The sequence below is a fragment of the Ruegeria sp. CDSA079 genome (genome assembly GCF_059612245.1).
The window spans coordinates 13,205-26,545 of the sequence record NZ_JBXWQF010000019.1 but is presented as its reverse complement, the minus strand read 5'-3'; the positions used below and the strand labels follow the sequence as shown (position 1 = coordinate 26,545).

Sequence of the window (13,341 nt, the reverse complement as noted above, 5' to 3'; positions counted from 1 at the left end):
AACGATGTCGTGGATGCCCTTAAGCACGATAGCCTATCCGCGCGATTTCTTGAAAGATATGCCGTTCCTCAGTCTGTTGAGGAGCGCCGAAGGTGGGTGCAGGCAGCGTTGACGGTTCGCAGTCCAGGAAACTTGCCATCAAACTTGCTCGATGCGACTGACCGGCTGCTTCAGCACGAGCTGTCGAAGAAAACCGTAACGGGCTCAGAAGCGTTGCAGCGATTGGGAGGAGGTTCCAATGTCAGCGGACGGATCAGCATTTGGGACGGTGACACAACAACGCTTCGCGTCGATGCCATCACCAATGCTGCCAATTCGGAATTGCTTGGATGCTTTCAGCCGTTCCATGCCTGTATCGACAACGTGATCAATTGTGCGGCTGGCCCGCAGCTGAGGGAAGATTGCCATCGGATAATGCAATTGCAGGGGCATGGTGAGGTGACCGGTGTCGCCAAAATAACGCGCGCGTACAATCTGCCGTCCCGATACGTCCTGCATACAGTGGGTCCCATTGTCCAATCCGGGTCGCGACTGACGACAAGACAAGAAACCCAATTGGCGGATTGCTATCAGTCTTGTCTTTCCTTGGCTTCCGAGGCCGGGGCCCGTTCGGTGGCCTTGTGCGGTATTTCGACCGGTGTCTTCGGATACCCGGCGCAAGCCGCTGCAAAGATCGCACTTGCAACAGTGATTGATTGGGTCGGCAGGAACCCCAATGGGCTAAGTCACGTGATTTTCAATACCTTTGGCGACGCTGCCACAAGGATTTACGAGCAGGAAGCGAGACAATGGGAACTGCTTTGAATACCGTCGAAATGGTCGCGCAAACGCTAAGGGATTCTGATGCAGTACTGATCGGAGCTGGTGCGGGGATGTCAGCTGCGGCAGGGTTGGACTACACCGACGAAGTTGCATTTGCCAACCGGTTCCCCGGAATGCTGCAGTACGGTGCCCGCAATCAATATCAAATGATGGGTTACCCCTTCAAAGACGAGGCGCTCAAATGGGGTTACCTGTCGGTTGCTCTGGACCACGTGTACAGGGCGCGCCAGACAAAAGCGTATCAGGATTTACTCAAGCTGGTTGGCGATAAGGACTATTTTGTCATGACTTCAAATGTCGACCGGTATTTCTACAAAAATGGATTTGATCCGACGCGCATCTATACACCCCAAGGCGATTATGAATTGTTCCAATGTCTGACGCCGTGCACAGACCAAACCTGGGATGGGGTCCCTCTGGTCGACGCGATGCTGCCATCCGTCAACCGACAAACTCAAAAGGTTGAAAACAAATCGTCTCTCGCGGTGTGCCCCAATTGCGGCGGGACGGTGTTCATGAACGTGCGAGGGGGTGGATGGTTTATAGAGACCCCTTACGTTCCGCAATCAAAGGCCTTCGCCAACTGGCTGCAGAGTGTCAATGGCCTGAGGCTGGCGGTGGTTGAGATCGGTGCAGGTTTCAATACACCCAGCGTTGTTCGGTGGCCAATGGAGAGAATAGGAACTCATTTCCAAAACGCCCGGTTCATTCGCATCAATCGTGATTACCCCGAGGCGCCGGCAGGCTCGCTATCGCTGCCAACTGATGCGGATGTCGCGTTGCCTGACATATTGGCGGCTTCTTCATAGATCCCACTGCCATTTGTCCCAAACCCCCTGTCAACGGACCAGTCTGGCAGCAGGCAATCTGCTCAAACATGCTAATAACGGAAACTAAAAAGCCGCAGAATTCATTTTGAATGCCAACATTCAGTAACTAAACTCTCCGACAAGTTCCAGGCTAATCCATTTCTTGGAATTTTGAAGGAGGAGGTCCAATGAAATTCACAGGGATTGTTAAAGGCGCCGCAACTGGCATTTTTGTTGCACTCGCCGGAGCACAAGTGAGCTTTGCCGAAGAGTTTGAGTTCAAATTGCATCACTTTCTGAGCCCCAAAGCTCCAGCACATTCTCAAATGCTGGAACCATGGGCCGAACGCATCATGGAGGCGTCCAACGGGCGCATAAAAATCGAGATTTTCCCCTCGATGACCCTTGGTGGCAAGCCCCCGCAGCTTCCTCGTCAAGCGCGTGATGGGGTCGTGGATATGGTTTGGATGGTAAATGCCTATGCCGCCGGTTCGTTTCCACGCACTGAAGTGTTTGAATTGCCGGGCGTCCATCAGGGAGATAGCGCCGCTGTAAATAAGGCAATGCAGGCGATGTACACAGAAGAATTGAGCAAGGATTTCAAAGGCCTTCACGCCTTGTTCCAGCATGTACACGGCGGCAACGCTTTGCATATGGCAACGGATCTGGTGAGAACGCCTGCGGACGTGGCCGGTAAGAAAATCCGCATTCCTTCCAGAACCGGTGCATGGGTTCTTGAATCCCTGGGGGCGAGCCCGGTCAAAACATCGGTTGGGGAAATTCCTGTGGCGCTGTCAAAAAAGGTGATTGATGGCGCTCTCATCCCATTTGAAATTATCCCGCCCCTGAAAGTGCATGAGCAAACTCAGTACCAGATCGAAGGACCGGACGGGAAACGTCTGGGCACGACGTCCTTTTCCGTTGTGATGAACAAGGATCGCTGGGAGAGCTTGCCCGACGATATCCAGCAGATTTTCATAGATGCTTCCGGCCCGGAATGGCATGCCGAAGTGGGTCGTATCTGGGACGGGGCCGAAGAATTCGGGATTGGAATTGCCACCAAATCCGGCAACGAACATATCCAGCTAAGCGACGCCGAATGGGCTCAGTTCGAAACTGCGATGGAACCGGTGGTCGAACGCTGGATCGCGGAAATGAACGAAAAAGGCATCGACGGGCAGGCGCTTTACGACCGCGCGGTTGCGCTTGTGTCCGAAAACATGGCCTCGAACTGAACAATGTCGGGGAAGCAAACATCTGGTGTCGCAAGGTCTATGGACCTTGCGCGCCACCTGATTACTGGCTGGGCGTTGGTTGGCGGCTTGGTTTTGGTCGGGGTGGTTCTGGTCAACGCTTGGTCAATCCTGACTGGGATGATAATCAACAAACCCTTCCCGGGGGACTTCGAACTGACCGAGATGGGGGCCGCAATAGCAGCATTTTGTTTCTTGCCCTATTGCCAGTTGGTTGGAGCCAACGTGTCAGCGGATATCTTTACGATGCGTGCAGGTCCCCGGTCGGTCGCGCTGATGTCAGTGGTGGCTGCAATCATAGCACTGTTGTTTGCTGCTCTTCTCATTTGGCGGATGAGTGCGGGGCTTTCGGATTATCGTGAGTATGAGGAATTCACAGGTATCCTGGAAATTCCAATCTGGTGGGCGTTCCTCCCCGCATTGATATCCTTGGCGCTTTTGTTTCTGGCGGCGTTGATCACGCTGGGAGAAGCACTGCGAAAGCTTACCCGAAGCGAGGTCTGAAACAATGGACAGCATTACTATCGGCTTGATGGGGCTCGGAACCCTTGTGTTTCTGATCGCCATTCGTATGCCAATTGCCTATGCCATGATCGTCGTTGGTGGCGTTGGAATTGCCCTGTTGAACGGTCCCATGATCGTTCTGAGTCAGCTCAAGGATCTCGCTTACGGGCAATTCTCGATCTATGATCTGTCGGTTGTGCCTCTGTTTGTGCTGATGGGCGCAATCGCGTCACGTTCAGGCTTGAGTGCAGATTTGTTCCGTGCCGCGAATGCCTGGCTTGGATGGATGCGCGGGGGTGTGGCCATGTCAGCCATCGCCGCCTGTGCCGGGTTCGGAGCAGTCTGCGGTTCGTCACTGGCAACCGCTTCAACTATGGGTCGGGTCGCGCTACCGGAACTGAAGAAGTACAACTATTCCTCGACGCTGGGTACCGGGACAATCGCAGCCGGCGGCGTTTTGGGCATCCTGATTCCACCTTCGGTCGTGCTGATCATCTATGCAATCATCGTTGAGGCCAACGTGGTCACGATGTTCATGGCGGCGTTGATACCCGGATTGATTGCGGTAGCGTTCTTCATTCTGACTATTCTGATTTATGTGTTGGTCAAACCCGAAGCCGGCCCGAAAGGCGATGCTGCCTCACGCGACGAACTGATTTCTGCGACACTGAACGTGTTGCCGGTGGGGCTGGTGTTTGGTGTGGTGATTGGTGGTATTTACCTGGGATTGTTCAACCCGACCCCGGCTGCAGCCGTTGGTGTGGTTATGGTCACGCTGTTCGGGTTGGTACGTGGTCAGTTTACGCTCAACGACGGGCGCGAGGCGTTGTTGGAAACCGCCCGTACAGCCGGGATGATCTATCTCATTCTATTGGGGGCGGAGCTGCTCAAGATTTTCATGTCGCGTGGGGGCGTGCCGCAGGCCATGGCCGAAATGATGGCCAACTCCACCCTGACGCCAATGCTGACCCTTCTTCTGTTGTTGCTGGCTCTGATATTGTTAGGGTGTTTGATGGACAGCTTGTCGATGATCCTGCTTGCCATTCCGTTTTTCTGGCCGGTGTTGGTTGAGATCAATGGCGGTGACTATGCCACAGCCGAATTGTCGCCTTTTGGAATGGACACCGAGGATTTGAAGATTTGGTTCGGTATCCTCGCCCTGATCGTGGTCGAACTTGGATTGATCACACCACCTGTGGGGATGAATGTCTTTATCATTTCCGCTCAATCCCCGGATGTTCCGATGCGTGACACATTTATCGGGGTTCTCCCTTTCTTCGGCGCGGAAATTCTGCGGGTCGGCGTGTTGATCGCGTTCCCCGCACTGACCCTTTGGTTGCCGGGCGTGCTTTCGGGTTGATGTAACACGACCTTAGCGCCAGTGGATTTCGGGTGCTGGATGCCCTTGTGCGAATGTAGGTGGGCTTAAGTTGGGGGAACCAATGTGTTTGAAGGGCGGCGTTTCTGACGGTGAAAACGTCTCAGTTCGAAGCGCCGACTTAGTTAAAGGACAAATGGGCTTCTACATCGCGAAGAAGGGTTTCGACATCTTCATCATAGATACCCAGAAGGGCGAATTTCTTCTGAATTCCCCTTAAATACTCGACACTCGAACCGGCAAATCCCGTCCCAGTCGCCATGAAGCGAACCTGATCTTGCCGAGAAATATTTGACACGATCAAATCTGCATCATGATCTGCCAAAAAAGTGAGTGCCTCAATCGCCGTGTCATCAACAAGTGCAGTGATAAAAGTTGGAATATATGCAGGTCCAACTTGTTCGCGTCTCCAGATCGCTGCGGTTTCTTCGTCAAGAGTGTCCTGGGCAATTCGGAACAAAAGCCCATGACATCCGGAGCCTTTATCCAGGGCGGCCATTAAGCCGGGCGCCTCAGTTGTGCCTCGCGCTCCGTAAATGTCCTTGAGAATAAATTTCCGTGCATGGTTCGGCAAATACGCCCTTCGCACTTCAGCGAATTTGAATGCCGGGTCCCACATGAGTGATCCATAAGTGAAAACCCAGAGGTCGTCGTCCATTCGGCCGGCCAAGAATTCCAGCCGTTTTGCTTCGCGGACTTCGTCCGGGTACCACCAATGTGGCAGTCCGAGCTCCTGAGATTTTTTGGCCAGAACCTCAGTAGTAAAGGATCGGAAGAAGGATTGTTCCGGGTCAGTTATCGCCGACCGCAATTCCGGATGAATGTGAAATGGATCCCGGCTGCGTGTCATTGTACCTCTTTCTCAATTTCCTCAACACTGTGTGCCAAATGTTGACTGGCCAATTTCGGCTACTTTACCCCGCATGAGGTACAAGGGTTCGGTGCGTATTGCGTGCCTGCTGGTTCCAGCAATGTGGGTAATATGCGTGCGAAAGATGGCACACTGCTGCAATACTCTTCTCTCAGCCTTGGCTGCCAAGCCGCGATATCTGAGAGGTCAATGAGGCTCCAGCCGTCAGGGACCGACCTGTGGAAATAATCATTTGCGGCAGGATCATCCATTCGAGAGACCAGGCCGCACCTGACCGCTCCTGCTCGTGGACCAGTGCCTGATGAATGCCCGAAAGCTGAACCGCATTGAATCGTGCAAGCGAAACCAATAGCTCTGCTGTTACGGGGTTCTGTTTGTGCGGCATAGCCGATGACCCGCCACCGCCTTCTAATGTCACTTCGTCCACGCCCTGTTGCGCCATCAGAGCAACGTCCTGGCCGATCTTGCCAAGGCTTCCTGTAACCAGCGACAACCATCCCGCGAATTCGGCGATACCGTCACGACGGTTGTGCCAGCAGGCCCGAGATTCCCGCAGGCCCAGCGATGCCGCCATATGGGCGGAAATCGCCTCTGCCTTATCCCCTAACGCCGCGCGATCCCCCACGGCCCCACCCAGTTGCAACCTCAAAACCCTCGGTTCCATCTGGTTCAGCCGTTCCAGGTGATCATCAAACGGCAATCGCCAACTGCGCAGGCGATCAGCCACCGTGATCGGCAAGGCAGCTTGCATCCTCGTGCGGCCCATCAGCCTGCTTGCACCTTGTGATTCTTCCAGTGATTTCAGACACTCAATCAGATCTGAAATACGCCAGGCGAACAGGGGAAAGATGTCTTTGAGAGTCAGGGCCAATGCGGTGTCAATCACATCCTGCGAAGTCATGCCGTGATGAAGGGCGTCTTGGTATTCCTGTGGCAGTTGTGCACGAAGCGTATGGACGAAGGCTGGTACGACAACACCATCCTGTGCTGTGCCATCGCGTAGTGCCGAGTAATCCGGTTGCTGCACTTTGATAAGATCGGCCGTTTGCTTGGCCACGTTTGGAGATACCCGCCCGACGTGTCCGAGCGCGTCAGCGTAGGCCGCTTCGGTTTCCAGCATGTGCCTGAACTGAACATCTGCAGACAGAAGTTTCCGGGTTTGCGGGTCATCAAACAAACCGCCAAGCCAGGGGTGTGAAAACACGTCACTCATGGTTGATTAGTGCGACATGAAAACCGGCACGTGTGTGCCAGCCAACACATCCGTGGTCGCACCGCCGAACAAGTCATGCGAGAATTTGCTATGTTCATAGGCACCCATCACGATCAACTGTGCGCCGATTTCCCGTGCCGTGTCCAGCACGGTTTGGCCCACAGAGTGGGTTTTGGGCCTGGTGAGTAACTCCGAATTGATGCCGTGGCGACTGAGGTTCCGCAAAAGCTGATCTGTGTTTGCAGGTGCTGACTTACCCACACAAAGTATGCTGACCCTGGCTTTTTCTTCGAGTATTGGCATGGCATCCCCAATCGCCCGGGCGGCAGAGCGTTTGCCGTCCCAGGCTACCAGTGCGTGATCTGCCAGACCTTCTCTTGCATAAGCGTCCGGAACGACCAGGACCGGTCTGCCACTTCTCAAAGCAATCGTATCGGGATGAGCCGTTAGGTGTTCCGCTTTCATTTCGCGTTCCGGGACACCTGTAACGATCAGGTCAAAGGTGCGCGAGACTTCTCCAAGAGCCAGATCCATTTCATCCTCGATTTCAATGAAATCTGAGCGTTCTGAAATGCCACAGTCCGATGTTTCCCGTTCAAAACTTATTGCGACTTTCCGGATCCGCTTGGCGTCATTTTCATGCATGATGTCGATGACTTCTTTTGGGATCTGGCCTCCAAAGCGAGTTTCCAACACTGGTCGCCCGTGCCGCACTATTCCAGTCAGCCAGCCATTGTGATGCTTGGCAATCCTGATCGCATAGCGCAGGCTACTGACCGCAGTGTCTGCACCGTTATAAGCGCAAAGGATGTTTTTGGTGCTCATCGGATCACACTCCGGGCGTTGAAAGTCGCAGAATCTCTCTCGCCTGCTGCCAAGTGGCGACAGGCCGCTCATGTTTATCACATAGTGCGGTGACACGCTTTACCAGGTCGGCGTTGGAGCGTGCCAGAGTGTTGCGGTCGATGCGGACGTTGTCTTCAAGGCCGGTGCGCGTATGGCCTCCGGCGGCTATGGCCCACTCGTTCAGGACTATCTGGTTTGGTCCAATTCCGGCGGCACACCAGTCGGCGTCGGGTGCGCGGTCCTTCAGAGTTTTTGCATAAAAGTCGAATACCGCCTTGTCGGCTGGCATCGCGTTTTTCACGCCCATTACGAACTGCACATACAGTTTGCCGAACAGCTTGCCGTCCTGATGCATTTTTATGGCTTGTAGGATGTGAGAAAGGTCAAACGCTTCGACCTCCGGCGTAATCCCGTATGTACACATCTCGTCCGCCAGCCAGTCGACCAGATCCGGTGGATTCTCATAGACGCGAGTGGGAAAATTGTTGGACCCTACGGAGAGCGAGGCCATGTCGGGGCGTAACGGCAGCATTCCTCCACGTGTCCGGCCTGCACCTGAACGCCCGCCGGTTGAGAACTGAATGATCATACCCGGGCAATGTTCTTCCAGCCCTTCTTTGAGCCGGGCGAATCTATCCGGGTCGCTGCTGGGCGTCTGGTCATCATTGCGAACATGGGCGTGCACTATGCTTGCACCTGCTTCGAACGCCTCCTGCGTGCTTTCGATCTGCTCGGAGATCGAAATCGGAACGGCTGGGTTGTTTTCCTTGGTGGGCAACGAGCCGGTGATTGCGACGCAAATAATACAGGGCTTAGTCATGGATCTGACCTATTCTGTTTGGGCGGCCCGCCCCGGGGAGATAAGGGTAAGGCAGGCCTGGTACTCAGATGTCAAAAAAAACCGTCTCATTTTCGCCCTGCAGGCGAATATCAAAACGATAGACAGTATGACCGTCCCTTTCGCGGCGCTGAGCAATAAGGGTTTGTCGGCGATTTTCCCACTCGATCAGGTTGATGACCGGATCTTTGGCGTTCGCTTCTTCTTCGTCGCTGAAATAGAGGCGTGTATTGAGGCCAATATTGATGCCACGTGCCACGATCCACAGGTTGATATGCGGAGCCATAACTGTGCCCGATCGCCCGGGAACTTGACCAGGCTTGACCGTATCAAATCCCCATTCACCGGTTTCAAAGTCGGTGATAATCCGCCCCCACCCACGAAATCCTTCTTCGGTTTCGCCGGGATGCTCGGGGTGGGCATAAACGCCTTCACTATTTGCTTGCCACGCCTCTATCAGCACGTCCTTGATTGGTGAGCCCGTGCCGTCGACCACGACGCCTTCGACGCGGATACGTTCACCTTTGGCGTTGGGCCCGGCGATATCCCAGCCAAGTTCCTGATCGTAGATCTTAAATCCGGCAGCACCAGGCGCGAGACCGATATGCACATAGGGACCGGCGGTCTGCGACGGAGTTTCTTTCAGATAGTCAAGTTTCTGGACCATGGATCAGTTCCCCTCCAGACGATTTTCAAAGAGTGTTGAACGGCGTCCCCGCAAGACGACGTCGAACTTGTAGGCAATCGTGTCCAGCGGAATGGTCGCGTTCAGATCCAGCGCGGCGACCAACTGATCACGTGCCGCCTTGTCCGGAATGACGTTGACGATGGGGCATTTTTCGATCAGCGGATCGCCTTCGAAATAGCACTGTGTGATCAGTCGCTGTGCAAACCCGGTGCCGAAAATGGACATGTGGATATGCGCGGGCCGCCAGTTGTTGACCCAGTTGCGCCACGGATAGGCACCGGGCTTGATAGTCCGGAAAAAGTAGTATCCGTTTTCGTCAGTCAGGGTCCGGCCGCAGCCCCCGAAATTCGGGTCTATTGGGGCAAGGTACGTATCTTTCTTGTGACGATATCTTCCGCCGGCATTTGCTTGCCAGGCCTCGACGAGCGTGTTCGGGACTGGGCGGCCATTCTCATCCAGTACGCGGCCATGCACGATGATCCGCTCGCCGATCGGGCTTTCGCCGGGCTTGGCATAATTCAGGATGAGATCGTTGTCGATCGGATCGATATCATCGTGACCAAATACCGGGCCAGTGATCTCGCTTGCAGAATTTTGCAGGCTGATCAGCGAATATTTCGGCGAACGCGCTACGGAAGTTTTGTAATCTGGCGTCAGAGCGGGCGGCTGCCACTCGCGGTTGCGTTGGTAGAATTCACCGGGGTTCAACATGGTCGGATCTCTCCTCTTAAATCATTGGGGGTCTGAGCGCGCTTCCCCATCAATCTTGTTCCATTTCATCATAAGTTTGCTTTGCCAGTTTCAGCGCGTGATTGGCACGCGGAACACCTGCGTAGATGGCCACATGCTGAAAGGCTTCCAAAACGTCCTGTTTACTTGCACCGGTGTTTGCCGTAGCGCGGATGTGCATGGGGATTTCTTCGAAGTTTCCCAAAGCCGCCAGCAGTGCCAGTGTAAGCATCGACCGTTCGCGGTCGCTGATCCCATCGTTTGCCCAGACCGTTCCCCACGCACCTTCGGTGATTAGAGTCTGGAATGGCTCTTCGAACTCTGTCTTGGTGGCTTCGGCCTGATCCACATGCGCGTCGCCCAGCACTCTCCGGCGTACGGACATACCTATTTGGTATCGGTTACTCATTCCAGAAGCTCCCTCAAGAATGTTGTCAAATGTTTCGCAAATTCAGCGGGTTTCTCCACACAGGGTAAATGCCCCGCTCCCGGTATTTCTACGTATCGGGCGCCTGGTATCAGCTCAGTAGTGGCCCGAACTATGTCCGGTGGGCTGGCCCCGTCTTCTGACCCACCGATGCCCAGAGCCGGAAGGCGGACCCCTGCAGTCGAATGCGTCAGATCTGTACCCGCTATCGCGTGGCAGCATCCCAGATAACCCGCAATCGGAGTTCGGGTCAGCATGTTTCGCCAGGCGGTCAATTCATTCGTGGCGCGAAATTCCGGACAAAACCAGCGATCCATGATTTGATCGGCTATGGATTCGATGCCATCTTCATTGATTGTGGCAATGCGGTTCTTCCAAATCTGCGCCTCGCCCATCTTCACAGCGGTGTTGGACAGTACAAGTGCGCGGATCAAATCCGGACGTCGCGCAGCGAGCACTTGCCCGATCATGCCACCGATCGACAGGCCAACGAAGGCGCAAACCCGGACTTCAAGATGACTCAGTAATGCCTCCACGTCATCCGCCAGGATTTCCATTGTGTATGGTTCGGCTGGACATTCCGACAAGCCATGCCCTCGATTGTCAAAGCGGATCAGTCGCAGGTCTTTCGGCAAGAGTGGAATTACCTTGTCCCAAAGCCGAAGATCGGTGCCGAGCGAGTTAGCGAATACGACAGGAAAACCGTCGGGATCACCATCCTCACGCCAGTGCAGACGCACCTTATCCAGCGCCGCAACCTGCATCAGTAGGGCAGCCCCACATAGTTCTGGGCAAATACCGATTGGGCCTCGCGGTTTTCCCTCAGAAAGTCGATGTCAGCCTGTTGCATTTTTAGGTCAAAATCGTTCTGCTTCGGGAAGCGGTGCAGCAAGTTGGTAGTCGACCAGCTGAAACGCTCGGCCTTCCAGATGCGCGCCAATGCTTTTTCCGAGTAGCGATCAATGCCTTCACTGTCGCCTTCCTCGTAATGCTGAAGAAGCCCATTGTAGAGATAATGGATGTCACTTGCCGCGGTATTCAACCCTTTGGCCCCAGTCGGCGGAACGATATGGGCAGCGTCACCACAAAGGAACAGTCGCCCCCACCGCATCGGCTCGGTCACGAATGAGCGTAGTGGTGCGATGGATTTCTCGATCGACGGTCCTGTAACCAGCTGTTCCGCATACTCAGTTGGTATTCGCCGTTTGAGCTCCTCCCAGAAGGCGGCGTCTGTCCAATCCTCGGGCGCATCTGAAAGCGAGCACTGGATGTAATACCTGCTGAGGTTGTCATTGCGCATTGAGCACAGGGCGAAACCACGGTTCGAACCGGCATAAATCAGTTCATGATTAACCGGAGGTGTTTCTGACAGAACGCCCAGCCAGCCGAATGGGTACAGTTTTTCGTACTCCTTGCGGATGGTCAGAGGAATGGTTTGACGGCTCACACCGTGGAAGCCGTCGCACCCGGCGACAAAGTCACAGTCGATGTGGTGTTCGGTTCCGTCCACCACATAGGTTACATAGGGTGCATCACTGTCGGCTTGATGAATCCGGACGTCCTCAGTGTTGAAGACAATCTTTCCATCCATCGCTTCTCGCGCTTCGTACAGGTCGCGCGTAACTTCGGTCTGGCCGTAAACAACGACATGGCTACCTGTCAATTCCTTGAAGTTTATGCTGAACTGTGACTCGCCGTACGAAATAACGGTGCCGTCGTGAACAAAGCACTCTTTGTCCATACGTTCGGCCACCCCGGCTTCGCGCATCAGATCAACAAAGCCGACCTCCAGAATGCCTGCGCGGATACGGCCCAGAACATAGTCCTTTGTTTTCCGCTCCAATACGACCGTATCGATACCCTTGCGATGTAGTAGCTGACTAAGAAGAAGCCCGGACGGGCCACCGCCGATAATGACGACCTGAGTACGCATCGTTTCCTCCGTGAAAGTTCTTAGCAGCATATTGATTGCTTGAAATTGCAAAGTAAAATGAAGATAAATCGAATTTAGTTTCCAAAAGAGGAAAGTAAATGATCGACCGCCGTATCAAGTTTCGTCACATTCAGTGTTTCATCGAAATTTGCCGGGAGAGAAGCTTCAAGATTGCGGCTGAGAAGCTTTTTCTGACCCAGCCAGCCATATCCAAGACGTTAAAGGAACTTGAGGATATAATGGGAACGACTCTGTTAACGCGCAATCGTGCAGGCGTCGGACTGACGCGTCAGGGTGAGGTGTTTCTGCATTTTGCAGAAATGTCGCTCGCGGCGCTACAACAGGGTCTGACCGGGGTTGAGCAGGTCGGGGTGCAAGGCAAGACCCGGCTTTCGGTGGGTGCCTTGCCGTCCGTCGCCGCTCGTCTGATGCCGGTAGTAGCTGCCGATTTTGCAGAGTTGGCGCCCAATTCGACCCTGCGGATCATGGATGGCCCGCATGGGTATCTGATGGAGCGTCTTCGTATCGGAGATTTGGATTTGGTGATTGGGCGCTTGGGGCGGCCGGAAACAATGCAAGGTGTATCGTTTACTCAGCTTTATGAAGAGCGCGTTCAATTTGTAGTGCGTGCAGGGCACCCCTTGCTTGCTGCTCCGGACATAAAACGAATTGGCGATTGGCAAGTGATTTATCCTCCCGAAGGATCAGCCATTCGACCTTTGGTGGAAAGGTACCTGATCGCACACGGCGTAGGAAACATCGAAAATCGCATTGAAACCGTGTCGGGTGCTTTTGGCCGGGTCTACACCCGTCATTCTGACGCGATCTGGATCATATCGGCGGGGGTTGTCGCCAACGAAATAGCGGATGGCAAACTTGTGGCATTGCCCTTTGACACGTCCATCACGCGCGGCCCGGTGGGGTTGATGCACCGGCCTGACGAGGTACTCTCCCCTCAGGCACAGGTTTTCGGCATTGCAGTCAATAAAGCCCTGGACAGAATGGGACTGGAGACCTGAGGCGAAGAGGC

The 13,341-nt window shown here is 54.4% G+C and carries 15 protein-coding genes; 6 read left to right on the top strand and 9 right to left on the bottom strand.

Translation table 11 applies throughout. The features are described from left to right. Positions 1–9 precede the first annotated feature (9 nt). The 5 genes from AC2FJZ_RS17345 to AC2FJZ_RS17325 all read left to right on the top strand — a co-directional run bounded on the left by AC2FJZ_RS17345 (position 10) and on the right by AC2FJZ_RS17325 (position 4,748). On the top strand, positions 10–804 hold the full coding sequence (locus AC2FJZ_RS17345; RefSeq protein WP_496779286.1) for a protein-ADP-ribose hydrolase: 795 nt from the start codon (positions 10–12) through the stop codon (positions 802–804). Next, positions 789–1,631 (top strand): SIR2 family NAD-dependent protein deacylase, encoded by an 843-nt coding sequence (locus tag AC2FJZ_RS17340; RefSeq protein ID WP_496779198.1) that lies wholly within the window; start codon positions 789–791, stop codon positions 1,629–1,631. Before AC2FJZ_RS17345 ends, AC2FJZ_RS17340 begins: the two co-directional genes overlap by 16 nt. A gap of 188 nt (positions 1,632–1,819) precedes the next feature. Continuing rightward, positions 1,820–2,866, top strand: coding sequence for a TRAP transporter substrate-binding protein (locus AC2FJZ_RS17335; RefSeq protein ID WP_496779196.1), 1,047 nt, complete (start codon positions 1,820–1,822; stop codon positions 2,864–2,866). A gap of 39 nt (positions 2,867–2,905) precedes the next feature. Continuing rightward, a complete protein-coding gene (locus AC2FJZ_RS17330; protein WP_496779194.1) occupies positions 2,906–3,388 on the top strand; it encodes a TRAP transporter small permease subunit in 483 nt (160 codons plus the stop codon). A 4-nt stretch (positions 3,389–3,392) separates the two neighbouring features. Next, on the top strand, positions 3,393–4,748 hold the full coding sequence (locus AC2FJZ_RS17325; RefSeq protein ID WP_496779192.1) for a TRAP transporter large permease: 1,356 nt from the start codon (positions 3,393–3,395) through the stop codon (positions 4,746–4,748). A gap of 139 nt (positions 4,749–4,887) precedes the next feature. On the opposite strand, the gene AC2FJZ_RS17320 is transcribed toward AC2FJZ_RS17325, so the two are convergent. From AC2FJZ_RS17320 to pobA, 9 genes are all read right to left on the bottom strand, one after another. Then, on the bottom strand, positions 4,888–5,616 hold the full coding sequence (locus tag AC2FJZ_RS17320) for a gamma-glutamylcyclotransferase (RefSeq protein WP_496779190.1): 729 nt from the start codon (positions 5,614–5,616) through the stop codon (positions 4,888–4,890). 172 nt (positions 5,617–5,788) lie between these two features. After that, a complete protein-coding gene (locus AC2FJZ_RS17315; RefSeq protein WP_496779188.1) occupies positions 5,789–6,850 on the bottom strand; it encodes a 3-carboxy-cis,cis-muconate cycloisomerase in 1,062 nt (353 codons plus the stop codon). 6 nt (positions 6,851–6,856) lie between these two features. Next, positions 6,857–7,675 (bottom strand): universal stress protein, encoded by an 819-nt coding sequence (locus AC2FJZ_RS17310; RefSeq protein WP_496779186.1) that lies wholly within the window; start codon positions 7,673–7,675, stop codon positions 6,857–6,859. A 4-nt stretch (positions 7,676–7,679) separates the two neighbouring features. Further along, complete coding sequence (locus tag AC2FJZ_RS17305) at positions 7,680–8,516, bottom strand: 3-oxoadipate:acetyl-CoA acetyltransferase (RefSeq protein ID WP_496779184.1); 837 nt, start codon at positions 8,514–8,516, stop codon at positions 7,680–7,682. Positions 8,517–8,580: 64 nt separating this feature from the next. Next, the gene (pcaG, locus tag AC2FJZ_RS17300; protein WP_496779182.1) at positions 8,581–9,201 is read right to left on the bottom strand and encodes a protocatechuate 3,4-dioxygenase subunit alpha; all 621 of its coding nucleotides are present in this window, start codon (positions 9,199–9,201) and stop codon (positions 8,581–8,583) included. Positions 9,202–9,204: 3 nt separating this feature from the next. Continuing rightward, a complete protein-coding gene (gene pcaH, locus AC2FJZ_RS17295; protein WP_496779179.1) occupies positions 9,205–9,933 on the bottom strand; it encodes a protocatechuate 3,4-dioxygenase subunit beta in 729 nt (242 codons plus the stop codon). A 49-nt stretch (positions 9,934–9,982) separates the two neighbouring features. After that, entirely contained in the window at positions 9,983–10,360 is a 378-nt protein-coding gene (gene pcaC / locus AC2FJZ_RS17290; protein ID WP_496779177.1) for a 4-carboxymuconolactone decarboxylase, read from the bottom strand. Further along, positions 10,357–11,142, bottom strand: a complete 786-nt coding sequence (pcaD, locus tag AC2FJZ_RS17285) for a 3-oxoadipate enol-lactonase (RefSeq protein ID WP_496779175.1) — start codon at positions 11,140–11,142, stop codon at positions 10,357–10,359. The genes pcaC and pcaD overlap by 4 nt, the downstream gene beginning before the upstream one ends. Then, complete coding sequence (pobA, locus tag AC2FJZ_RS17280; protein ID WP_496779174.1) at positions 11,142–12,311, bottom strand: 4-hydroxybenzoate 3-monooxygenase; 1,170 nt, start codon at positions 12,309–12,311, stop codon at positions 11,142–11,144. Before pobA ends, pcaD begins: the two co-directional genes overlap by 1 nt. Before the next feature lie 98 nt (positions 12,312–12,409). On the opposite strand from pobA, the gene pcaQ reads away from it, so the two are divergent. Continuing rightward, on the top strand, positions 12,410–13,330 hold the full coding sequence (gene pcaQ, locus AC2FJZ_RS17275) for a pca operon transcription factor PcaQ (protein ID WP_496779172.1): 921 nt from the start codon (positions 12,410–12,412) through the stop codon (positions 13,328–13,330). The last annotated feature ends 11 nt before the right edge of the window (positions 13,331–13,341 follow it).

What these genes read in the sequence shown, in the direction of transcription:
- pcaD (WP_496779175.1), bottom strand. Translation starts at nt 11,142, where the DNA reads ATGCAGGTTGCGGCGCTGGATAAGGTGCGTCTGCACTGGCGTGAGGAT.
- AC2FJZ_RS17340 (WP_496779198.1), top strand. Translation starts at nt 789, where the DNA reads ATGGGAACTGCTTTGAATACCGTCGAAATGGTCGCGCAAACGCTAAGG.
- AC2FJZ_RS17320 (WP_496779190.1), bottom strand. Translation starts at nt 5,616, where the DNA reads ATGACACGCAGCCGGGATCCATTTCACATTCATCCGGAATTGCGGTCG.
- AC2FJZ_RS17315 (WP_496779188.1), bottom strand. Translation starts at nt 6,850, where the DNA reads ATGAGTGACGTGTTTTCACACCCCTGGCTTGGCGGTTTGTTTGATGAC.
- AC2FJZ_RS17310 (WP_496779186.1), bottom strand. Translation starts at nt 7,675, where the DNA reads ATGAGCACCAAAAACATCCTTTGCGCTTATAACGGTGCAGACACTGCG.
- pcaH (WP_496779179.1), bottom strand. Translation starts at nt 9,933, where the DNA reads ATGTTGAACCCCGGTGAATTCTACCAACGCAACCGCGAGTGGCAGCCG.
- AC2FJZ_RS17335 (WP_496779196.1), top strand. Translation starts at nt 1,820, where the DNA reads ATGAAATTCACAGGGATTGTTAAAGGCGCCGCAACTGGCATTTTTGTT.
- pcaG (WP_496779182.1), bottom strand. Translation starts at nt 9,201, where the DNA reads ATGGTCCAGAAACTTGACTATCTGAAAGAAACTCCGTCGCAGACCGCC.
- pcaQ (WP_496779172.1), top strand. Translation starts at nt 12,410, where the DNA reads ATGATCGACCGCCGTATCAAGTTTCGTCACATTCAGTGTTTCATCGAA.
- AC2FJZ_RS17305 (WP_496779184.1), bottom strand. Translation starts at nt 8,516, where the DNA reads ATGACTAAGCCCTGTATTATTTGCGTCGCAATCACCGGCTCGTTGCCC.
- pobA (WP_496779174.1), bottom strand. Translation starts at nt 12,311, where the DNA reads ATGCGTACTCAGGTCGTCATTATCGGCGGTGGCCCGTCCGGGCTTCTT.
- AC2FJZ_RS17330 (WP_496779194.1), top strand. Translation starts at nt 2,906, where the DNA reads ATGGACCTTGCGCGCCACCTGATTACTGGCTGGGCGTTGGTTGGCGGC.
- pcaC (WP_496779177.1), bottom strand. Translation starts at nt 10,360, where the DNA reads ATGAGTAACCGATACCAAATAGGTATGTCCGTACGCCGGAGAGTGCTG.
- AC2FJZ_RS17325 (WP_496779192.1), top strand. Translation starts at nt 3,393, where the DNA reads ATGGACAGCATTACTATCGGCTTGATGGGGCTCGGAACCCTTGTGTTT.